We start from the raw sequence: 20,342 nt of genomic DNA on the forward strand, positions 1-20,342 counted from the left end.
GGCCGCTATTCCCGCAGTTCCGGGAACCTGTCCGCTGCCCGCCCTTTCCGGTGGCGTGGCGGAAGCTTTCGGCCTTCTTCGCTCAGGCGATGCTCGCTCAGTTCCAGGTGATGGCGGAAGCGTGGCGCATTCTTCCGGTCAAGTACGGAACGGCAAAGCAGCGCGATCAGGTAATGGCGCTCTTCCACATGCAGCCGGTTCAGAACGTTCCGTAGGTAGGGCAGGTAATCGTGCCGCTTGCGCAGCGCGCGGAACAGCGTGCGCTCGCTCAGGCTTCCTGCGGCGGCGGCCCGGAAGATCTGGCCAAGAATGCTCATCTCCTGAACCGTGCGCCCAAGATTGCCGCCCCCGTGGCGCAGGCGGATCTTGTGGATTTGCTGCCCGCGGAACAAGGCGGCATGCATCGCGTCAAGCTCATCGAAGGGATCGTATATGATGTAAGCCGCCTGCGCGGCTTCGAGCATGTCGGGTGCGAAGCCGTAGCGCGAGGTGAAATCGCGCCGCCGTTCGGTGGCAAAGCGATCATCCCAGGATGCGATGGACGGGTCGAGGGTGGCCTGGGGCGACACGGCAAGAACGATTGCGCCCGGTGCAGCGACGGAAAAGGCAGAAGCCGCATAGCCGGACATACCTGCGCCATAGAAGATCACGGTTTCGAAGTCTTCGAAGAACGCGTCGTCCACCAGGCGGTCGAAATAGGCGAAGACGGCCGGATCGCGAAACCAGGTTGGGGTCTGCGCGATCAGGGAAAGATGGGACCAGCCGTTGATTTCCGCCTGAAGCATGCCGTGCGGAATACCCGATGCGCTTCCGGCACGGGCCGACGCGATCGTGTCGAAACTGACAAGAAGAACGTCAAGCGACTCATCGAGGAACAGCGCGGCATGACGATCGCCCACGCGCTCGAAATACCCGCGGTCCTTGCCGATCTCTTCTATCTCGGAGAGCCATTCCTCATCGGTCAGCTGTTCCGACAGAGTGACAAGCTCTGACATCGTTACTCACCCCAACCCTTACGACCGCCAAACTAGCGGGCGCCCCGAACCCATGGCAAATGAACCTGAATGGATGGTCAAGACTGTTTATGAAATAGAACCAACCCGCACGGTGTCGACCTTCCGTTTCGAAAACGGCACCGGATTGCGGCGGAAGCGCGACGGTCGGCGGGGGTTTGCTTAAGAAAAGCCGGTGTTGGAACCACGGCTGCCGCGCCAGAGTTTCCTGTGCAAGTCTTGGCCGTCAACGAAGGAGATGACTGGTGCCACACGTAAGATTCTTGCTATCCACGACCGTCGCGAGCGGGCTCTTGCTGGGGCTGTCCGGAGGCGTTTCCGCCCAGTCCGGACTGCCGGAGTGCGGCCCGGGCGGGGGGGTGCCCTGCCTTCTTGACGGCGAGAGGGTCAACATGCTGCAGGCACGCCGGCTCCCGGCCTGTGAAGCCGGTGAGGCTGCCGAATATCCCTGTCTGAGCGACGAAGGCGATGTGCTTGCAAGCGCTGAACAGGCGTCAGAGGCATCCGGTGCCGAGCCGACGGCTGAAGCGCAGGCAGACACGGGTGCAGCTGAGTCCGAAACTGCCGAAGCACCGCCGGCGGTCCCACCGGCACAGGAGCAACCTGTCGAGCAGGCGGCGGAGACGGCTGCACCCGCTGCCACTGATCCCCCTGCGGAACGTCCCGCTGAAACCGCCGAAACCGATGCACCTGCCGATGCCCCGGTTGCCTCCGCTGAAACAGAAACGCCCGTGGACTCAGCGGAAGATAGTGCGGCGGACGGAGACGCGACAGGAAAAACTCTGCGCGAGAAGCTCGAAAGCCGCGCGGCGGCGCGCGAGGCGACAGAGGAACCGGCCGACACAGGGCAAGCTGCGGAAACGGGTGACGGCGCAGATACTGCGTCGGCTGACACGGCCGTGCCTGCCGCCGAGGGTGCAGACACGCCCGGCCAGAAGCTGAGGGATCGCCTTGCCGAAGCTTCGGAGGCTGCCGCTGCAGCTGCCGCGGCATCCGCAGATACCGAGGCTGACACCGCCGACGTCGTCGTGGAAGAAAGCACTGTCGCTGAAGGAGAGACGCGACGCGCATCGGAAGAGTTCGATCGCACCGTTTCGTCCGGTACGGATGCCGCCACGGCTGCGCCCACAGGCCAGAAGGACGAAGGCCTCAGCACCTTCGAGAAGGCGCTGCTCGTCGGTCTCGGCGCCATCGCGGTTGGCGAACTCCTCGACAACGGCGACCGCATCGTCTCGAACACCGGTGACCGGGTCGTCGTCCAGCGCGGCGACGAGTTCCGCGTTCTGAAGGATGACGACACCCTGCTGCGTCAGCCCGGGTCCGAGGTCCGGACAGAACGGTTTTCCGACGGCTCGACGCGCGAGACGCTGATCCAGCCCGATGGACGCAAGATCGTGACGATCCGGGCTGCCGACGGCCGCGTCCTGCGTCGCGTCCGGGTGCTCGAAGACGGCACGCAGGTGCTTCTCTTCGACGATACCGAAACCTACGAACCGGTCGATGTCGCCACGCTGCCGCCCCCGGCAACCGAAACGATATCGCTTCGCGACAGTGCCAGCGACGATGCGCTCCGCGCCGCGATCGAGGCGGAACTCGCGCGCGATTTCGGGCGCAACTTCTCTCTCGCGCAGATCCGCGAGATCCGCGCCGTTCGCGAACTCGTTCCCACGATCGAGGTCGAGGCGATCACCTTCGCGCTGGGCTCCGCCGCGATCCGGCCGGAACTTGCGGGCGAACTCGCAGATCTGGGGATCGCGCTCAGGGATCTCATCGATGCCCGCCCCGGCGAGGTCTTCCTCGTGGAAGGGCATACGGATGCAACCGGCTCCGCCGCGCTGAACCTCGCACTTTCTGACAGGCGGGCCGAAACCGTGGCCCTCGCCCTGACGGAGTTTTTCGATGTGCCGCCTGAAAACCTCGTGGTGCAGGGCTATGGCGAAAGTGCGCTGAAGATCCAGACAGAAGCCGCGGAAGAGGCGAACCGCCGCGTCGTCGTGCGCCGGATCACGCCGTTGCTTGGCGATCGCCGGATCGCGAAAGACTTCTGATTGCCCGGCTTGAAGGGGCAGGGCGGCGTCGCCGCCCTGTCCCGCCACAACGTCTCGGGCGTGTGAGAAATCAGCTCATTTCTGCCTTGAGCCGTGCAAGAATTGATCCCCACCCGCGCTCGTGATTGTCGCGGATCTCTTCGTTCTTGAACCGTTCGTGGACGAGCGTCACCTCCGTCCCCCCGTCCTTCGGTGCGAAGGTAAGAGTAACCACGCTGTCCTCGAGTGACCATTCCGATACCCAGGTGAAGACAAGCCGTTTCGGCCGGTCGATCACCTTGTAGATCCCCCAGTGCGGCAGGTCGCGATCGGCTTTCATGATGATGTCGAACCGCCCGCCCTCGCGCGGGTCGTTCGAAACTTCGGGCTCGGCGAAGCCCGGGTCCGGCGTGATGAATTTCGTCAGCATCCTGGGGTCAAGCCAGGCGTCGAAAACGCGCTCGGGCGGGGCAGCAATCTGCTGGGTAACTTTCAGGGACAGGTCGGTTGTCATGTCTCGGGGTCCTCCAGAACCTCCTGAAGACGGTTCAGCCGAAGCTCCCAAGCAGAACGGAGTTGGCGGAACCAGGCGTCGATCAGGCGGGTTCGCTCCAATTCGGCGGCGATCAGGTGTTCACGCCACCGGGTTTCGCGGCTGACGAGACCGGCAGTTTCAAGAACGCGGATGTGTTTGGAAATCGCGTTCAGGCTCATATCGAACCGTGACGCGAGATCGGTGACCCGCAGGGGCCCCTCCTGGACAAGAATGGTCAGAAGGGCCCGGCGCGTCGGGTCGCTCACGGCCTTGAAGACTTCTGAAAGACTGTCCGATTCTCGTTCAACCATATGGGTGAATAAAATGCCAAATCCCTTCAGTCAACCAAAATGGTGAATGAGAAGCGGCATCGACGACGGGGCGGGGAAGGGGGCTCGTCGGAAGATCAGCGTCGAAAGACGAGAAGGCGATTGTCGGCGGGCATCGCCAGAATGTCCGGTGCGGTGAAGCCAAGGGGCGTAGCGATCCCGGCCAGATCCCCGACATCGCGAATTCCCCAGGCCGGATTGCGCGCCCGAAGATCCGCGTCGAATGCCGCATTGCCGGGGCCCGTATGGCGCCCGCCAATGGCAAACGGCCCATAGAAAAGCAGAAGCCCGCCAGGGGCCATCGCGGCGGCCGCACCGCAGATAATGCCTTGGGTCACCTCGACAGGGGCAATATGGGCGACATTCATGGAAACGACAGCGGTCAGCGGGCCCAATTCCCGAACCTCAGGCGATTCGGCCCAGTTGTCTGCCGCATCGATCTCCAGGGGCGGGCGCTCAGGCGCGCGAAGCATCGCTTGCCAGGCCGCGATCGAGGCGCGGTGCTGCGGGTCGGGATCGGACGGCACCCAGTCGAGTTCCGGGAAGGCGAGCGCAAAGGCGGCGGCATGCTGGCCCGTGCCCGCGCCGATCTCCAGAACCGGCCCGCGCCGCCCGTCAAGCAGACGGGCGAGGCGGGCCACCATGGGGGGATTGTTCCGCAGACAGGTGGCATTGAAGATCCGACCGTCCGGGAAGCGTTCGAAGTCTGAATAGGTGAAGCGCGGGTGCGAACCAGCGCCGGCCATCTACTTGGCCGGCCCGATCATCATCACCATCTGGCGCCCTTCCATCTTCGGCATGTTCTCGACCTTGCCGATCTCGACGACATCGGCGGCCACACGCTCCAAAAGATCGCGGCCAAGCTCCTGGTGGGCCATCTCACGGCCGCGGAATCGCAGCGTGACCTTCACCTTGTCACCGTTTTCGAGGAAGCGAACCACGTTGCGCATCTTGACGTCATAGTCATGCGTGTCGGTGTTGGGCCGGAACTTGACCTCTTTCACCTCGATGGTCTTCTGCTTCTTGCGGGCTTCGCTCTCACGCTTCTGCTGTTCATACTTGAACTTGCCGAAGTCCATGATCTTGCACACAGGCGGCGTTGCGTTGGGTGAAATCTCGACAAGGTCGAGACCGGCCTCTTCGGCCAGTTCCATCGCGCGCTCGGGCTTTACGACGCCGACATTTTCCCCATCTGCTCCGATGAGGCGAATTTCAGGGGCCCTGATGCGATCGTTGACGCGGGGGCCGGTGTCCCGCGTGGGCGGGGCGTTGTGGGGTCTGCGGGCTATCTCAAGCCTCCTTGGTTGCTAACAAATATGGCCCGGGAAAGTAATCGCTCCCGGGCCGGGCTTCAACAGGCAAACGTGTTTGAAGGCAATAGGTTTCAGCCGACGAAGGCCTTTTCCACCACGTAATGCTTCGGATCGCTGTTCGCGCCCTCCTCAAGCCCGAAACCTTCGAGGATTTCCTTGAGGTCGAGGTTCAGCCCCATGGAGCCACAGACCATCGCGCGGTCTGTGTCCGGCGAAATCCCGTCGATCCCCATATCTTCCAGAAGCGTGCCATCTTTCAGAAGCGTGGTGATCCGGCCCATCCTGGGGCTCTGTTCCCGGGTTGTCGTCGGATAGTAGGTCAGCTTGGCAAGGTGCTCTTGACCAAGCAGTTCCTGCATCAGCTCGTCGGATTTCAGGTTGTCGACAAGATCGCGGCTATAGGTCAGCTCCGCCACTTCGCGACAGGTATGGGTGACGATGACCTGTTCGAAGCGTTCGTATGTCTCGGGGTCGCGCAGCAGCGAGGCGAAGGGGGCAAACCCCGTGCCGGTCGCGAAAAGCCACAAGCGTTTGCCGGGCAGAAGCGCATCGTGAACCAGCGTGCCCACGGGCTTCGGCCGCAGGATCACCTGATCACCGGGCTTGATATGCTGAAGCTTCGAGGTCAGCGGCCCATCCTGCACCTTGATCGAATAGAACTCAAGCTCCTCGTCCCAGGAGGGCGAGGCGATGGAATAGGCGCGCAAGAGCGGCTTGCCGTTGTCGCCCAGGAGCCCGATCATCACGAACTCGCCAGAGCGGAACCTCAGCGAGGCGGGCCGCGTCGTGCGGAACGAGAACAGGCGGTCGGTGTAATGCCGGACGTCCGTCACGGTCTGGGCATCGGGGAGGGTGGGGGCCTTGGTGGCGGTGACTTCGTTCACGGGGCGTTGCTCGGTCATCTCATACAATCGGGCGCCGGGCGCCCGCCTTCGTTCGTATACCAACGGTTTCGGGGTGGAAAGTGCGCCTAGCCGCGCAGGCGCGCCTGATAGTCATGGCTGCGCCAGTCGGCCCGGCGCAGCCACTGTTCTTCCGGCTGTCGCGCGGCAAGATCCTGCGAAATCTCGATCTCGTCGAACCCCGCGCGGCGTGCCATGGCGTATTGATCGGCAATGACGTGGCCCGTGGCCCTGAGCCGGCCCTTGTAGCCCATCAGCCTCAGACGCCGCGCGATGGTGAACCCGCGGCCGTCGGCGAAACTCGGGAAGGCCACACGGATCAGATCCAGAGAGTCGAGGTGACGCCGAAGTGTCTCAGGGTCGGCATCGGATCCCAGGTTCACGGCGCGGGCCGGCGCATTCGCCGCCAGCGCTTCGGGCGCAACGATTTCCCCGGCCCAGTCGTCGGGCCCAAAGCCCGCGTCGTTCACAATCACAGTGGCTTCGCTCATCTCGGTCGTCCCATATCCTGGCTCACGTCCGCGACAGCACAGGCACTGCCTTGCCGTTCACGAAGTGTATGCCGCATTCCAGTTTCTCGCGTCCCCGCCAGCGCCCCGCCCGAGGGTCTTCCCCCTCGGCCACGCGCGACGTGCAGGGAACGCAACCGATCGATGGGAACCCCCGCGCGACCAGCGGATGCCGCGGCAGACGGTTGTTCGTCATGTAGTCAGCCACGTTCTCGGGGCTCCAATGCGCCAGCGGATTCACCTTGATCCACGATCCCGCCGCCTCGAAGAAATCCAGCGCCACGCGCTTGCCCCCGTGAAACCGCTTCCGCCCCGTGATCCAGGCATCGAAGCCGTCCAGCGCATCCTCCAGGGGGTCTATCTTCCTCAACGCGCAGCAGGCATCCGGATCCGACAGATGCAACTCGTTCTCAGGATCCCGCAGAAACAGCTCCGTCGGATCGGGCCGCGTGATGCGCAGGTTTGTCAGGCCCAGCCGCTCCGCCACCGCGCACTGGTAGTCGAGCGTCTCGGGAAAGATCATCTCGGTGTTAAGAAAGACTACCGGCACGTCCGCGTCGATCACCGACACCATGTGCAGCAGCGCCACCGATTCCGCCCCGAAGGACGAAACCACGGCGATCCGCCCCACCTGCGGGTCGGTCAGCGCATGCTCCAGCACCTCGGTCGCCGCATGGTGCCGATAGCGGGCGTTCAGGTCGGCGACACGTTCGGCCACCGGGGCAAGTGGGATCTCAAGCGGCATTGCGCGCCTCCGTTTCGGGGTAAAGGGCCGCCTTGAAGGGCGCGAGGCCGAGGCGGCGATAGGTGTCGAGAAACGTCTCTTCGGCGTCCGCGCGGTGATCGAGATAGGCCCCGATCAGCCGCTCGATCGCGGGCACGATCTCCTCGGCGGAAAAACCGGGCCCCGCGCGTTCACCGATGGCGGCCGTCTCGCTGCCATCGCCGCCCAGCGTGATCTGGTAATTCTCCACACCGGCCCGGTCGAGCCCGAGGATGCCGATATGGCCGACATGGTGATGCCCGCAGGCGTTGATGCAGCCCGAGATCTTGATCTTGAGCGGCCCGATCTCGTGCTCGAGCTTAAGTTCGTCGAACCGCATCGCGATCTCCTGCGCGATCGGGACAGATCGTGCGGTGGCCAGCGCGCAGTAATCCATTCCGGGGCAGGCGATGATATCGCTGACAAGCCCGATATTGGCGGTCGCAAGCCCCGCGTCGCGCAACGCGGCATAGATCTCGGGAAGGGCGTCGCGCGGCACATGCGGCAGGATCACGTTCTGCTCATGGCTGATCCGCAATTCGTCATAGGCAAAACGCTCGGCGAGGTCGGCCATCACCCGCATCTGATCGGCACTCGCATCCCCCGGCGTCGCGCCATGAGCCTTGAGACTGATCGAGACGATGGCGTGATCGTCCCGCCGGTGCGGCGCGATATTGGTGTCGAGCCACGAGCGGAAGCCGGCGCCAGGATCGGTTGTCGGCATCGGGCCCGCATCGCCGAATGCGGGGGGCGCGAACTGCGCTTCGATCCCGGCCAGCACGTCCTGGTCGATCCCGCTGAACGCTGGCCGGATTTCAGCGAAACGTGCCTCGACGAGGCGCGAAATCTCTTCGATCCCGTGCTCGTGCACGGTGATCTTGATCCGCGCCTTGTATTTGTTGTCCCGCCGTCCGAGAAGATTCCAGACCGAAACGATCGCCTCGACGTAGGGAAGCAGGTCTGCTTTCGGCAGGAAGTCGCGGATCACCTTGCCGATCATCGGCGTCCGGCCCAGGCCGCCGCCCACGATCACCTCGAACCCGGCTTCGCCGTCCCTCTCGACCATCCGAAGACCGATATCATGGGCCTTCGTCACCGCCCGGTCATTCGGGCTTCCGGTGATCGCGATCTTGAACTTGCGCGGCAGGAACTGGAATTCGGGATGGTCGGTCGACCACTGGCGCAGAAGTTCCGCCACCGGCCGGGGATCGGCGATCTCATCGGCAGCCGCGCCGGCGAAATGGTCGGCGGTCACGTTCCGGATCGTATTGCCCGAGGTCTGAATCGCGTGCATCCCGACATCGGCCAGCGCATCGAGGATATCGGGCACATCCCTGAGCTTGGGCCAGTTGAACTGGATGTTCTGGCGCGTGGTGAAATGGCCGTAACCCTTGTCCCACCGCTCCGCGATCATCGCAAGCTGACGCATCTGGCGCGCATTCAGCGTGCCATAGGGGATCGCGACCCGAAGCATGTAGGCGTGAAGCTGAAGATAGAGGCCGTTCATCAGACGGAGCGGTTTGAACTCGTCCTCGGTAAGCGATCCGTCGATGCGGCGCTCCACCTGGGTGCGGAACTGCGCGACACGTTTGCGAACGAAGGCTTCGTCGAACTCGGAATAGGTGTACATGCCTGGTATCTCCTTTGGCGTCCGTGGTGCGGGCTTCCCTCGAAGCCTGCTGACGATCCTCGGCGGATCTTCCTGTGCGGGGCTCAGACGCTCTCCTGTTTGCCATGGGCGTAGTTCGAGGGGCCGCGCGTGCGGAACGCCTCGCGAAAATGGGTGGGCTCGGGGCCCGAACCTCCCGAAACGGCATCGGCAAGGTAAGCGCCGACCACCGTATCCGGCTGGCTTTCAGCATGAAGAAGCCGAAGCTGCGCATGGGCCTCGTCATCCAGAAGCTCTGCCTCGCGCATGTCCCGTGTCCAGCGGTCGTCTTCCGTGAGCCAGACGGCATCGCCGTCGAGAAGGTGATTGGCGGTGACGACTTTCGGTGAAAAGGCGCGGCTCATCGGGCGATCTCCTGCACAGGAAGCGTTTCGGTTGCGGCAAGTGCCGCACGGGGGGCGAGGCCGTAAAGGGTGAGAGCAGGGCCCGTGAGGTTCGCCGCGCTCAGATCGGGTTCAAGGCACGCGAGCGTTGTCTCGAGCACGCGCTCATCCGGGCGCGAGGCATTCTCGATAACGGTGACGGGGGTCGCCGGATCTGCGCCATGCATCATCAACCGCCCCTGGATGAAGCGGGCGGTGCGCTTGCCCATGTAAATCGCGGCAACCTCGCCGGCACGGGCGAGGGCGGCCCAGTCGTGCTCGGCGAACCCCTTCATGTCGTGCCCCGTCAGGAAACGGACCGAGGCGTTGCGCCGCCGCTTCGTCAGGCTCTGGCCGATCGTTGCGACGGCGGCGGAGGCAGCGGTAATGCCCGGGATGACGGTGTAGGGGATGCCTTTTGCCGCCAGGGCATCGAGTTCCTCGTCCAGCCGTCCGAAAACCGTAGGGTCACCGGATTTCAGCCGCACGACATGCGCACCAGAGGCGGCGTGAACAAGGATAAGGGCGTTGATCTCGGTCTGCGTCATCGACGGCCCGAAGCCTTCCTTGCCGCCGTCGAGTATGAGTGCCTCGGGATTGGCGCATTCGAGGATCGCATCCGACACGAGCCGGTCGTGGATCACCACATCCGCCGCGGCCAACGCCTTCAACGCCTTTACTGTCAGAAGGTCGGGGTCGCCGGGGCCGGCCCCCACGAAATTGACATGGCCACGCGTCTCATCGGCGGCATCGGCAGGAGTGGCAAAATCTGAGTAGGTCATGGGCGCCTCGCTTCTGAGGAAAACATAGAATTATTTCCCGGATAATTGCATATTGGGATTGCAAATAAGAACATATGTTCCAATAACGTTTCCAGACGGAACAATAAATCTGAATTCTGGAAGAGGCGCGGATGGCTGTTCGCATCGACGAGACGGATCGAAAAATCATGGCAGAGCTGCAGCGCGATGCAGGCCGCTCACTCGATGATATTGCGAAGGCAGTGGGATCTTCCAAGACGCCGGTCTGGAACAGAATCCGCAAATTGCGGGAGGCCGGAATCATCGGTCCGCAAACCGTGCGGCTTGATGCCGACGCGCTCGGCTTCGAGGCTTGCTTCTTCGTGCTGATCCGAACGTCGGAACATGAGGCGGAATGGCAGCGCACCTTCCTCGCAGCCCTTCGCGCCCGACCCGAGGTGCAGGAGGCCCACCGTCTGGCAGGTGATATCGACTACATCCTAAAAGTGCGCGTCCAGAATGCGCGGGCTTATGACGCGTTTTACCAGGCGCTGATCTCGGAAGTTAAGATTTACAACGTTACAGCCCTGCTTTCGATGGAAGAAATCAAATCCACCACCGCGCTGCCGCTCTGAAAGAGCGGTGTACAGGTTGTGCCTAGCGTTGTGTACGCGCTGTGTACACGCGATTCCGGGGTTTCGGCGCCGGTCGTCAGACCAGCACCGAGCCCTTCGCGTCGATCACGCCCTGTGTTTCCGCCTCGCCCAGAAGCATCTCGTTATGCGCCTTCCCTGACGGGATCATCGGGAAGCAGTTCTCGTGCTTCTCGACCAGGCAGTCGAAGATAACCGGACCGTCGTGGTTCAGCATCTCCATGATTGCATCGTCTAGGTCGGCCGGATCCTTGCAGATTATCCCTTTTGCACCAAAGGCTTCTGCAAGCTTCACGAAATCGGGCAGGGCCTCGGACCAAGAGTGTGAGTAGCGCTCGCCATGCAGAAGCTCCTGCCATTGGCGGACCATCCCAAGCCGTTCATTGTTCAGGATGAACTGCTTCACTGGCAGAAGGTACTGAACCGCGGTGCCCATCTCCTGCATGTTCATCAGCCACGACGCCTCGCCGGCGACATTTATGACCAGCGCGTCGGGATGCGCGATCTGCACCCCGATCGACGCCGGAAACCCATACCCCATAGTCCCCAGCCCGCCCGAGGTCATCCAGCGGTTGGGGTCTTCGAATGTGAGAAACTGAGCAGCCCACATCTGATGCTGGCCGACCTCGGTGCAGATGTAGCGGCTTGGATGATCCCGGGTCAGCGCTTCGAGGCGTTCGAGCGCGTATTGCGGTTTGATCGAGGTGGTGGAATTCGCGTAGGTCAGGCACTTCACGCTTCGCCACTCGTTGATCTTCGACCACCAGCCGGTCAGGCCCTCGGCATTGGTCTTACGGCCGCGGGATTTCCAGATTTTCAGAATGTCTTCAAGAACATGGCCGACATCGCCGATGATCGGTATGTCGACATGGATGACCTTGTTGATCGACGACGGATCGATATCGATATGCGCCTTGACTGAACCGGGCGAGAAGTCGGCGATCCGGCCCGTGATCCGGTCGTCGAAGCGTGCGCCGACATTGATCATCAGGTCGCAGTCATGCATTGCGAGGTTGGCTTCATAAAGCCCGTGCATGCCCAGCATCCCCAGCCAGTTCTTTCCGCTGGCGGGGTAGGCGCCAAGGCCCATCAGGGTTGACGTGATCGGAAACCCGGTCGCATCAACCAGTTCGCGCAGAAGCTGGCTTGCCGCAGGTCCCGAATTGATCACACCTCCGCCTGTGTAGAAAATCGGTCGCTTTGCCGTTTCCATGGCTTCGACCAGAGCTTCTATCTGAGCCATGTCGCCCTTCACCCGCGGCGCATAGTGCGACGTACGCGCCTTCTTCGGCTGAACGTACTTCCCCTTGGCGAATTGCACATCCTTGGGAATGTCGACAAGGACTGGGCCGGGGCGACCGGAAACGGCAACGTGAAAGGCCTGATGGATCACGTCCGACAGGGCATCCGTTTCCTTCACCAGCCAGTTGTGCTTGGTGCAGGGGCGCGTGATGCCAACGGTATCTGCCTCCTGAAACGCATCCGTGCCGACCATGAAGGTGGGCACCTGGCCTGTCAGAACGACCAGGGGGATCGAATCCATCAGAGCGTCGGTCAAGCCGGTAACGGCATTGGTCGCCCCCGGTCCCGACGTGACGAGCACAACACCGGGCTTCCCGGTCGAACGCGCATAGCCTTCGGCCGCGTGAACGGCGCCTTGCTCATGCCGGACAAGGATGTGGCGGATTTCGTTCTGCTGAAAGATCTCGTCATAGATCGGTAGGACAGCGCCGCCGGGGTAGCCGAATACCACCTCGACACCCTGATCCTTCAGGGCCTTCACCACCATCTTCGCGCCGGTCATTGTTTCTGCCATCTTACCGAACCTTCATCTTTCGCGCATAAAAAAGCCCCCGGGGCTAACGGGGGCGCATGGGAACCATCATGGTTGTACCGTTACCGGCCCATGCGCCATCTTCCTACGATAAGTACAAGCGTACGCATCCCGCGACTCCGTTGACGTGCGCGCGAACTTAGGGTGCCCCTTTGGGCCCGTCAACAGCCTATCTCTGAATTTTCATGCGCGAACTATCAGAAATTTTGCGTGAAGTTGCGCGAAAGGTTGCGTTTTGGCAAGATTTCCACGCCGCCATGTCACTTGCTGTGGGGAGATCGCGCGCAGTCACAAGGCCGACGGCCGCCGTTTCACCGATCGTTGGTGCAAAGCATGCGGCGGGCTGGTGGCTTTGGCCTGTCCGCGGCGGCGCCTTTGAGAAAGCTCGTTCCGCGCACAAGTTCTGTAAGCGGGCGCGACCGCAGTACTTTCTTCTTTCGGCTTTCTGAAGTTTCGTGTGGGCGAAACGCGAAACATTGCTATCTATTCCGGCGTCTGCGGTGTATAGGAGCCGCGCACTTTAAGCGCGGTCCGCGCAAAGCGGGCCGACAAAACAAAAAATGACGGGAGAAACACTCTAATGGATCGTCGTTCTTTTCTGAAGAACTCCGCCCTTGGCGGTTCCGCCGCAGCGGCTACGGCACTGGCCGCTCCGGCTTATGCTCAGGGCAACCGGACGCTCACAATGGTTACGTCCGTTCCTGATGGTTTTGCGATCTTCGATGACGCGGCACAGATGGCCGCTACGGCGATCACCGAGATGACCGATGGACAGCTGACCATCAACAAGATGCCGGCCGGTTCGCTTGTGGGTGCATTCGAGGTGTTCGATGCCGTGTCCTCCGGACAGGCCGATATCTATCACTCCGCTGAATACTACTTCCTGAACCAGCATCCGGCTTTCGCTTTCTTCACCTCGGTACCGTTCGGCATGACCGGTGTCGAAATGCTCGCCTGGTACTACCACAAGGGCGGCATGGAGCAGCATCAGGAACTGGCGAGCCTCTTCAACCTTAAGCCTTTCCTGTGCGGGAACACGGCGATGCAGCCCGGCGGCTGGTTCAACTCCGAAATCACCTCTGCCGACGACCTGCAGGGCCTTCGCTTCCGGATGCCGGGGCAGGGCGGCCAGGTGCTTGGCGTCCTCGGCGCATCGGTGCAGAACATCCCCGGCGGCGAGATCTATCAAGCGCTTTCGTCCGGCCAGATCGATGGTGCCGAGTGGATCGGTCCGTTCGCCGACGAGCGCATGGGCTTCCAGGAAGTCACCAAGATCTACTACACCTCTGGCTTCCACGAGCCGGGCTCGGCGCTGGCCCTCTCGATGAACCTCGAAGTGTGGGAATCGCTGACACCTGCGCAGCAGCGCATCGTGCAGGTTGCGTGCGAGGCGACGCACGCGAACAACCTCGGCATGTCCTGGGCAGAGAACGGTGCGGCGCTTGGCCGCCTGCAGTCCGCCGGCGTGCAGGTTCGCGAATTCCCCGATGACGTGTGGGATGCCTTCGGCCGTGCCGCAGCGGAAGTGCGCGAAGCGAACATGAGCGACCCGCTCTATGCCGACATCGCGAACAGCTACTTCGGGGCTATGGAAGAAACCTCGTCCTGGTGGCAGATCGGTGATGGCGAATACATCCGCCAGCGCAACCGCGTGAACGCCGGCTGATCCGAACCACAGAGCAATATCCCGCCCGGCCCCTGCGCCGGGCGGGCCCAAACATGCAGCGAGCAGGCATGACGAAAGACCTGCCGCGCAATCGGCTTCACGGGGGGGCCGCGAGATGATCGATTTCGTGCTGTGGGTTCTGCAGAATATCGCATTGGCGCCATACCACCTGGCATTGGCCATCTCGAACCCCGGTGACTGGCTGAACTGGAGCAATCCGGAATCTGTCATGCGCTTCATCTATTACGGCGCATCGGTCGAATTCTTCTTTGTTGTATTCACGACATTCCTCGTCGTTACCGCGCTTGGAATGGCGTGGAACCGCCAGGTTCTGTGGTGGGGGGTACGGATCCTCGAAGGGATCGGGAACACCGTTGGCCGGGGGGCGGCCTGGGCGGGTCTGCTCATGGTGATGATTCAGGTGATGATCGTCTTCCTGCAGCGGATCTTCCGCGTGGCCGAAATCCAGTTGGGGCCCCTTGGAACCGCACTCGCGATGGACCTCAGCTGGTGGGCAGAGGGGCTTAAGTTCTACAACGCGCTCGTCGTGTGCCTCTGCGTATCCTACACCTTCGTGCAGGGCGGCCATGTTCGGGTTGACCTCGTCTATTCCGCGGTAAAGTTCCGCACCCGCAAGGTGATCGACATGGTTGGCTGCATCATTTTCATGATGCCCACGATCGTGATCACCTACCTTTACGCCTGGTTCTTCATGTGGCGCCATCTGATGACGCCGTCGGTAACCTCGACAAGCGACCTCGACAGGATGCTGATGCAGGCGCGGATCTTCCGCTGGAATGTCGAGACGATCGGCTTCAGCCCCAACGGGTTCAACGCCTACTTCCTCTTCAAGGTGCTGATCGTGGCGTTTTGCATCCTCGTATTCCTGCAGGCGGTGGCCTTCTTCTGGCGCAGTTACCTGGAATGGCTCGAGGGCGAGGAAAGCGCGGACAAGTATTTGGACAGAGATACGCTTGGCGACGAGGCCGAGGAAATCGAACACGCCATACATTCGGGCTCGACCTGACAGGCGCCGCGGGCGCACGGGACAGCGGAAGATCTAAGGGGACATCTGGGTAAATGATTTTCGGATTGGATGGGGTCGAGATCGGGCTAATCATCGTCTTCATGACGTTGTTTGCGGGGATCATGACCGGGTTCCCCGTGGCCTTTGCGATTGGTGGCGCGGGCGTGATTTCCTTCGCGATCATCGCGGCGCTCGACTCCGCGGGTCTTCTGATACACCAGGCGATCGACACAGGGTCGCAGGCCTACCGGGATCTGTTGGCAAGCGGGGTCGCGCGAGAGGCGATCTCCACCTTCCGATACCCCGACCTGCCGAGGATCGAGGAACCGCTCTTCATCGGCGGCTGGGAACAGGCGATGGAGCGCAACATCTCCTTCATCGTGAACCGGATGAATGAGCGCGTCATCGCAGGGCAGTCGATCGAGACGCTGCTTGCGGTGCTGATGTTTGTGATGATGGGCATCACGCTTGAGCGTTCGAAGATTGCAGAGGATCTTCTGACCACGATGGCCCGGGTCTTCGGGCCGCTTCCGGGCGGGCTCGCCGTATCGATCGTGATCGTGGGGGCGTTCCTGGCGGCTTCTACCGGAATCGTGGGCGCCACGGTTGTAACGATGGGCCTTCTTGCCCTGCCAACGATGCTGAGGAACAACTACTCGCCTGAGCTTGCGACGGGCGTTATTGCAGCCTCGGGAACGCTGGGGCAGATCATTCCGCCCTCGATCGTCATCGTCCTTCTGGGGACCCTGGTGGGCGACCTCTACGCGACGGGGCAGGAGACGCGGGCCCAGCTTGCCGGTTGCACGGATGCTTTGACCTATCTGGGTGAACCCGCCGTTCTGTCTGTCGGCACGCTCTTTCAGGCCGCCTTGCTGCCGGGGATCTTCCTGGCCGGGCTGTACGGCCTTTACGCCTTCGGCTTCGCGCTCGTGAACCCGTCCAAGGCCCCGCCGGTCCAGTTCGACGCCGAGGGTGGTGAGGTCGTCACCCGCGGCGAGGCGATGACCTGGTATCTTGCCGTCCCTGCCGCGATCCTTATCGCCGTGGGGCTTCTCGGATCCGGCGGAGTGATCGGAACTCAGACGATCGCCGTGTCGGATTACGCAGAGCGGGCCGCGGGCCCGGGGCTTCGGACAAACGTGTCCGAACGCTGCCAGGAAGCGATGATCGAGCTTCACGGCCAGGACGCCTGGGATGCGGCCGTCGCCGAGCGGAGCGCGCAACAGGCGTCCGGCGCGACCGACGAGGTCGTCGAACTTACCGAGGAAGAGCTTGCCGCCGCCCGCGCCGAAGCCCTTGCGAATGCCGCGCCGATTGGCACAGGTGTTGCTGTTGTCGCGGTTCTCTTCGCGCTCGTCCTTGCAATCGCGCGCGGGGTCTCTCCAATGGCCGCTCCCGCGCCACTGGTGATTGGCGCGGTTGGTGTGCTGCTGATGCTTCTTGCGGACATCCTGTTCATCTCTCCGCTCAGCAGCCCGGGTACGACGTTTCTCGTCATGGCCATCCCGGTAATTATCGCGCTCTATGGCTTGTCTCACGCCATGGGTCGACTGTCGCAGAACGAGCTTTTGCGCGTCGTATTCCCGCCGCTCGTCCTGATCATTGCCGTTCTGGGCTCGATCCTCGGCGGGATTACAAACCCGACGCCCGCGGCCGCGCTTGGCGCGGCGGGCGCGATCATGCTGGCGGCCTACCGCAAGCTGAAGGAAGAAAACGGCAAGTCGAAGATCGTGATCTGGGCCAGCTTTGCGTTGGTGATCATGATCCTTCTCGGGGTGAACTTCGATCTTCGCATCACCCGCGAAAACGTGCCGGTGGAAGACTGGGTCGCGTATGTGCTGGCGCAGTTCGCCTATCACTTCGCCTTCTTTGGCCTCTTGTTCTCGTGCTGGGTGCTGTTCCGCAGCAATATCCTTAGTCCGGTGGTGCGCGAGACGGCCAAGGTGACGTCCATGGTGTTCACCATTCTGATCGGATCGCAGCTTCTGAACCTCGTGCTCATCTCCTTCGGGGGAGAGCACTACATCCAGCAGTTCCTGAGAGCTTTCGACAACGAGATGGTTGTCTTCCTCGTGGTCATGCTGATCCTCTTCATCCTGGGCTTCGTGCTCGACTTCCTCGAGATCATCTACATCGTGATCCCGATCGTCGGGCCCGTGATCTACGGCGGCACCCTCGATCCGAAATGGGTGACGATCATGATCGCGGTGAACCTGCAAACCTCGTTCCTCACCCCTCCCTTCGGTTTCGCGCTGTTCTACTTGCGGGGAGTGGCACCGGCGGGGATCACGACAGGGCACATCTATCGGGGGGTTCTGCCCTTCGTCCTGATCCAGGTGGTGGCGCTGGCGCTTTTCTGGCTCTTCCCGGGGATCGTGACAATTATCCCCGATCTGATCCCGAACTGATCTCCTTCAGCTCGGTAGAAATACTCCTGTGCGCGGGGCATCGCCCCACATGGATCGTCGCCGCCCGCCAGGGCGGCGATGGCTCCCAAGGTGCTCTTTGCGCGGGTCAGACGCCGGTCGGGCGCGTGTCGGGCAGGGAAATCTGGGCCACCTGTTCCGCGATCGGGTCGGTCGACAGGGGGTGGGTGGCCGATGAATATGCCTCCGGGTCTCCGATCGGTTGCCACCGTCCTGCGGAATAGACCTCCAGAGCCGAGAACTTGGCCTTGTAACCCATCTTCGGGCTGCCCGGCACCCAGTATCCGAGATAGACATAAGGCAGCCCGGCCTCCCGGGCGATGCGGATGTGATCGAGGATCACGTAAGTGCCGAGGCTGTCGCCGGCCCGGTCCGGATCGTAGAACGAATAGACCATCGACAGCCCGTCATCGAGCACGTCGGTGAGGCAGACCGCGGTCAGGGATTTCTTCCCGTCACTATCCTTTCGCGCATATTCGATGACCCGGCTGCGGATCGGTGTTTCCTCGATCATCGCCGCGAACTCGAAAATATCCATATCCGCCATCCCGCCTTCGGAGTGGCGGCTGTCGAGATAGGCGCGGAACAGCGCGTACTGTTCTTCCGTCGCCCAGGGCGATGTTGCTTCGCGGTCGAGATCGGCGCTGCGGCGCAGGGTGCGGCGCTGGCTTTTCGACGGTATGAAATCGGCCACCCGGATGCGGGCAGAGAAGCAGGCAGAACATTCCGAACAGGACGGGCGGTAAAGCACGTTCTGCGAGCGCCGAAAGCCCTGCTTCGACAGGGCATCGTTCAGCTTCTCCGCATACTCACCCTGCAGCGAGGTAAAGAGCTTCCGCTCCATCCGGCCGTCGAGATACGGGCAGGGCTGTGGCGCCGTCACATAGAACTGCGGCGCGATCGGAAGCGTATGACGCATGGCAGTGCGGCCTCGTTGCTGAGACGGACGTTAGCAACACCGCTTGAGCCCGCCAACCCCCCGGATTGGCGGGAGTGAAGGATTGATTACCGATTGACGGCAGTTGTTCCCAGGAAGTGGTCGGTTAGCCCTTGTCCACGCTCCGTAATCAGCATGAGGGCAATCGACACGAGCTGTGCAGGAAAAACGGCGACGGAAACGGTGTAGCCGAGGGTGTGCAAGAGCGCCGTGCCGCTATCGAACCGCTCACCATAGCGGGTGCGGAATTCGACGGACATCACGCGCATTCCCAACGTCGCGGAGCGGCCAGTTATCGTAACCCAACGGTAGAGGAAGCTGATCACAAGCACTGTCAGCGGCAGGAAAAACGCGGCGATGAAGGCGGACAAGAGCACGGCAAGCGCTGTCAGAACGCCAATCACTGCGGCGTCGATCAACCATGCGAGGCCACGCTTCATCGGTACGCCATCGTAGAACTCGGGGCGCGCCTCGGGATCGGGAAGTCCGGGGAAAAGTTCGGTCGCAGTCATTTCAAGATCAGGTCCTGTCAGAGAAGTGAGATCCGGCGGCCGCTGGGGGACGGCCGCCGGGAGGGACGAAACCGGGGTCAGGCCTCCTTGGGCGTTTCGTCCGCTTTCGAGGCGCGTGCCTGTTCGTCCATGAACTGGTCGAACTCAGCCTTGTCCTTGGCTTCCCGCAGCCGGTTCAGGAACGCTTCGAACGCGTCCTGCTCTTCCTCGAGCCTGCGAAGCGTATCGGCTTTGTAGGCGTCGAACGCGGAGTTGCCGGTGGATTTGAAGGCCATGTGGCCGTGACGTGCGCGCCGGGCGCAGTTTCCGTTGAACATGCGGTTGCTCCAGATCATGTAGACCAGAAGGGCAAGGCCCAACGGCCAGAAGAGAATGAACCCGAGGATCATGGCGATGACCCAGGCGCCCTTGCCACGGGCGTCGAGCCAGGCCTCGCTCCGCCTGAGCCAGTTCTGGCCGGCGTGGGGTTCTGTTGCGGTCATCGTTGTCATCGGTGTGCTCTCCTTGAGAGGGTTTATGTAAATCGCTTTCACATCCTCGATATCGTGCGGTTGCGGGATTCGTTCAAGGGGTATGTGAATGTTTTTTACATTTTGTTTGATATGGCTGTGAAATCAGATACTTGAGCGCCTATTTCGGTGGCGAGGCGGGCCGGATTGACTGAAAAAACATGATGGGGCGTGCCCGCGGCGGCCCATACGGTATCAAATGTCATGAGATGCGGATCAAAGAAGGCGCGGGGCGTTGAAAGGTGCCCCAACGGAGCGACGCCGCCAATGGCGAAACCCGTCAGACGCCGCACGGTCGCGGGATCGGCGCGTGAAAGCGGTACGCCTGCGACGGCTCTTGCGCGGGCAGGATCGACCCTTTTGCCGCCCGCTGTCACGAAAAGAACGATCCCATCAGCCGCCTCGTCATGAAAGATGATCGATTTCGCGATCTGATCGATGGCACAGCCTACGGCGGCAGCCGCAGCTTCGGCCGTTCGGGTGCCGTCGCTCAATTCGCGGATCTCGGTTTCGATGCCCGCGGCGCTCAGTGCGGCGCGTACTCGGTTCAGGCTTTTGCTCATCGTCCTACCTCCAGACGGCTCGTCACCCGCCTCTTGCCGGGTCGGGGCGTGGG

General features: G+C 62.1%; 20 protein-coding genes and 1 pseudogene. 5 read left to right on the plus strand and 16 right to left on the minus strand.

Translation table 11 applies throughout. The features are described from left to right. Positions 1 to 5 precede the first annotated feature (5 nt). Complete coding sequence (locus RXV90_RS18255; RefSeq protein ID WP_316650379.1) at positions 6 to 995, minus strand: phosphoadenosine phosphosulfate reductase; 990 nt, start codon at positions 993 to 995, stop codon at positions 6 to 8. Positions 996 to 1,744: 749 nt separating this feature from the next. Here RXV90_RS18255 and RXV90_RS18260 point away from each other — a divergent pair. Then, positions 1,745 to 3,061, plus strand: coding sequence for an OmpA family protein (locus RXV90_RS18260; RefSeq protein ID WP_316650380.1), 1,317 nt, complete (start codon positions 1,745 to 1,747; stop codon positions 3,059 to 3,061). Positions 3,062 to 3,131: 70 nt separating this feature from the next. On the opposite strand, the gene RXV90_RS18265 is transcribed toward RXV90_RS18260, so the two are convergent. The 10 genes and pseudogenes from RXV90_RS18265 to cobA all read right to left on the minus strand — a co-directional run. Then, complete coding sequence (locus RXV90_RS18265; protein WP_316650381.1) at positions 3,132 to 3,554, minus strand: SRPBCC family protein; 423 nt, start codon at positions 3,552 to 3,554, stop codon at positions 3,132 to 3,134. After that, positions 3,551 to 3,886, minus strand: coding sequence for an ArsR/SmtB family transcription factor (locus RXV90_RS18270; protein ID WP_316650383.1), 336 nt, complete (start codon positions 3,884 to 3,886; stop codon positions 3,551 to 3,553). The genes RXV90_RS18265 and RXV90_RS18270 overlap by 4 nt, the downstream gene beginning before the upstream one ends. Before the next feature lie 95 nt (positions 3,887 to 3,981). Further along, entirely contained in the window at positions 3,982 to 4,650 is a 669-nt protein-coding gene (locus tag RXV90_RS18275) for a DUF938 domain-containing protein (protein ID WP_316650384.1), read from the minus strand. Then, positions 4,651 to 5,193: a translation initiation factor IF-3 gene (gene infC / locus RXV90_RS18280; protein ID WP_316650524.1), complete on the minus strand. Its 543-nt coding sequence runs from the start codon at positions 5,191 to 5,193 to the stop codon at positions 4,651 to 4,653. 95 nt (positions 5,194 to 5,288) lie between these two features. Next, on the minus strand, positions 5,289 to 6,119 hold the full coding sequence (locus RXV90_RS18285; RefSeq protein ID WP_316650385.1) for a ferredoxin--NADP reductase: 831 nt from the start codon (positions 6,117 to 6,119) through the stop codon (positions 5,289 to 5,291). Positions 6,120 to 6,187: 68 nt separating this feature from the next. Then, entirely contained in the window at positions 6,188 to 6,610 is a 423-nt protein-coding gene (locus tag RXV90_RS18290; protein WP_316650386.1) for a DUF934 domain-containing protein, read from the minus strand. A 22-nt stretch (positions 6,611 to 6,632) separates the two neighbouring features. After that, complete coding sequence (locus tag RXV90_RS18295; RefSeq protein WP_316650387.1) at positions 6,633 to 7,373, minus strand: phosphoadenylyl-sulfate reductase; 741 nt, start codon at positions 7,371 to 7,373, stop codon at positions 6,633 to 6,635. Next, the gene (locus tag RXV90_RS18300; protein ID WP_316650388.1) at positions 7,363 to 9,021 is read right to left on the minus strand and encodes a nitrite/sulfite reductase; all 1,659 of its coding nucleotides are present in this window, start codon (positions 9,019 to 9,021) and stop codon (positions 7,363 to 7,365) included. The genes RXV90_RS18295 and RXV90_RS18300 overlap by 11 nt, the downstream gene beginning before the upstream one ends. A gap of 83 nt (positions 9,022 to 9,104) precedes the next feature. Then, complete coding sequence (locus RXV90_RS18305; protein WP_316650390.1) at positions 9,105 to 9,404, minus strand: DUF2849 domain-containing protein; 300 nt, start codon at positions 9,402 to 9,404, stop codon at positions 9,105 to 9,107. Further along, a pseudogene (gene cobA, locus RXV90_RS18310) lies at positions 9,401 to 10,168 on the minus strand (uroporphyrinogen-III C-methyltransferase); the annotation flags it as partial. The gene RXV90_RS18305 and the pseudogene cobA, both read right to left, overlap by 4 nt. A gap of 167 nt (positions 10,169 to 10,335) precedes the next feature. Between cobA and RXV90_RS18315 the strand changes: the two are divergent. Beyond that, the gene (locus RXV90_RS18315) at positions 10,336 to 10,797 is read left to right on the plus strand and encodes an Lrp/AsnC family transcriptional regulator (protein WP_316650391.1); all 462 of its coding nucleotides are present in this window, start codon (positions 10,336 to 10,338) and stop codon (positions 10,795 to 10,797) included. 76 nt (positions 10,798 to 10,873) lie between these two features. On the opposite strand, the gene RXV90_RS18320 is transcribed toward RXV90_RS18315, so the two are convergent. Then, positions 10,874 to 12,631 carry an acetolactate synthase 3 large subunit gene (locus tag RXV90_RS18320; protein WP_316650392.1) on the minus strand — a complete coding sequence of 586 codons (1,758 nt, stop codon included), beginning with the start codon at positions 12,629 to 12,631 and terminating at the stop codon, positions 10,874 to 10,876. A gap of 598 nt (positions 12,632 to 13,229) precedes the next feature. Here RXV90_RS18320 and RXV90_RS18325 point away from each other — a divergent pair. The 3 genes from RXV90_RS18325 (at position 13,230) to RXV90_RS18335 (ending at position 17,750) form a co-directional block, all read left to right on the plus strand. After that, entirely contained in the window at positions 13,230 to 14,315 is a 1,086-nt protein-coding gene (locus tag RXV90_RS18325; RefSeq protein WP_316650393.1) for a TRAP transporter substrate-binding protein, read from the plus strand. A gap of 115 nt (positions 14,316 to 14,430) precedes the next feature. Beyond that, the gene (locus tag RXV90_RS18330; protein ID WP_316650395.1) at positions 14,431 to 15,342 is read left to right on the plus strand and encodes a TRAP transporter small permease subunit; all 912 of its coding nucleotides are present in this window, start codon (positions 14,431 to 14,433) and stop codon (positions 15,340 to 15,342) included. Between the two features lie 53 nt (positions 15,343 to 15,395). Beyond that, complete coding sequence (locus tag RXV90_RS18335; RefSeq protein ID WP_316650397.1) at positions 15,396 to 17,750, plus strand: TRAP transporter large permease; 2,355 nt, start codon at positions 15,396 to 15,398, stop codon at positions 17,748 to 17,750. A 106-nt stretch (positions 17,751 to 17,856) separates the two neighbouring features. On the opposite strand, the gene RXV90_RS18340 is transcribed toward RXV90_RS18335, so the two are convergent. The 4 genes from RXV90_RS18340 to RXV90_RS18355 all read right to left on the minus strand — a co-directional run bounded on the left by RXV90_RS18340 (position 17,857) and on the right by RXV90_RS18355 (position 20,289). Then, positions 17,857 to 18,687: an arginyltransferase gene (locus RXV90_RS18340; protein ID WP_316650398.1), complete on the minus strand. Its 831-nt coding sequence runs from the start codon at positions 18,685 to 18,687 to the stop codon at positions 17,857 to 17,859. 86 nt (positions 18,688 to 18,773) lie between these two features. Continuing rightward, positions 18,774 to 19,217, minus strand: a complete 444-nt coding sequence (locus RXV90_RS18345) for an RDD family protein (protein WP_316650399.1) — start codon at positions 19,215 to 19,217, stop codon at positions 18,774 to 18,776. Between the two features lie 77 nt (positions 19,218 to 19,294). After that, positions 19,295 to 19,708 (minus strand): DUF2852 domain-containing protein, encoded by a 414-nt coding sequence (locus RXV90_RS18350; protein ID WP_316650400.1) that lies wholly within the window; start codon positions 19,706 to 19,708, stop codon positions 19,295 to 19,297. Positions 19,709 to 19,803: 95 nt separating this feature from the next. Then, positions 19,804 to 20,289: a YbaK/EbsC family protein gene (locus RXV90_RS18355; protein ID WP_316650402.1), complete on the minus strand. Its 486-nt coding sequence runs from the start codon at positions 20,287 to 20,289 to the stop codon at positions 19,804 to 19,806. Positions 20,290 to 20,342: the final 53 nt, after the last annotated feature.

Origin of the sequence: Ovoidimarina sediminis, from assembly GCF_032586175.1 — a bacterium.
Classification (GTDB): Bacteria; Pseudomonadota; Alphaproteobacteria; order Rhodobacterales; family Rhodobacteraceae; genus Ovoidimarina; species Ovoidimarina sediminis.

Coding starts and splice junctions, on each gene's coding strand:
- RXV90_RS18330 (WP_316650395.1), top strand. CDS start 14,431: ATGATCGATTTCGTGCTGTGGGTTCTGCAGAATATCGCATTGGCGCCA.
- RXV90_RS18275 (WP_316650384.1), bottom strand. CDS start 4,650: ATGGCCGGCGCTGGTTCGCACCCGCGCTTCACCTATTCAGACTTCGAA.
- RXV90_RS18315 (WP_316650391.1), top strand. CDS start 10,336: ATGGCTGTTCGCATCGACGAGACGGATCGAAAAATCATGGCAGAGCTG.
- RXV90_RS18265 (WP_316650381.1), bottom strand. CDS start 3,554: ATGACAACCGACCTGTCCCTGAAAGTTACCCAGCAGATTGCTGCCCCG.
- RXV90_RS18305 (WP_316650390.1), bottom strand. CDS start 9,404: ATGAGCCGCGCCTTTTCACCGAAAGTCGTCACCGCCAATCACCTTCTC.
- RXV90_RS18325 (WP_316650393.1), top strand. CDS start 13,230: ATGGATCGTCGTTCTTTTCTGAAGAACTCCGCCCTTGGCGGTTCCGCC.
- RXV90_RS18340 (WP_316650398.1), bottom strand. CDS start 18,687: ATGCGTCATACGCTTCCGATCGCGCCGCAGTTCTATGTGACGGCGCCA.
- RXV90_RS18355 (WP_316650402.1), bottom strand. CDS start 20,289: ATGAGCAAAAGCCTGAACCGAGTACGCGCCGCACTGAGCGCCGCGGGC.
- RXV90_RS18335 (WP_316650397.1), top strand. CDS start 15,396: ATGATTTTCGGATTGGATGGGGTCGAGATCGGGCTAATCATCGTCTTC.
- RXV90_RS18345 (WP_316650399.1), bottom strand. CDS start 19,217: ATGACTGCGACCGAACTTTTCCCCGGACTTCCCGATCCCGAGGCGCGC.
- RXV90_RS18350 (WP_316650400.1), bottom strand. CDS start 19,708: ATGACAACGATGACCGCAACAGAACCCCACGCCGGCCAGAACTGGCTC.
- RXV90_RS18270 (WP_316650383.1), bottom strand. CDS start 3,886: ATGGTTGAACGAGAATCGGACAGTCTTTCAGAAGTCTTCAAGGCCGTG.
- RXV90_RS18285 (WP_316650385.1), bottom strand. CDS start 6,119: ATGACCGAGCAACGCCCCGTGAACGAAGTCACCGCCACCAAGGCCCCC.
- RXV90_RS18295 (WP_316650387.1), bottom strand. CDS start 7,373: ATGCCGCTTGAGATCCCACTTGCCCCGGTGGCCGAACGTGTCGCCGAC.
- RXV90_RS18290 (WP_316650386.1), bottom strand. CDS start 6,610: ATGAGCGAAGCCACTGTGATTGTGAACGACGCGGGCTTTGGGCCCGAC.
- RXV90_RS18320 (WP_316650392.1), bottom strand. CDS start 12,631: ATGGCAGAAACAATGACCGGCGCGAAGATGGTGGTGAAGGCCCTGAAG.
- RXV90_RS18300 (WP_316650388.1), bottom strand. CDS start 9,021: ATGTACACCTATTCCGAGTTCGACGAAGCCTTCGTTCGCAAACGTGTC.
- RXV90_RS18255 (WP_316650379.1), bottom strand. CDS start 995: ATGTCAGAGCTTGTCACTCTGTCGGAACAGCTGACCGATGAGGAATGG.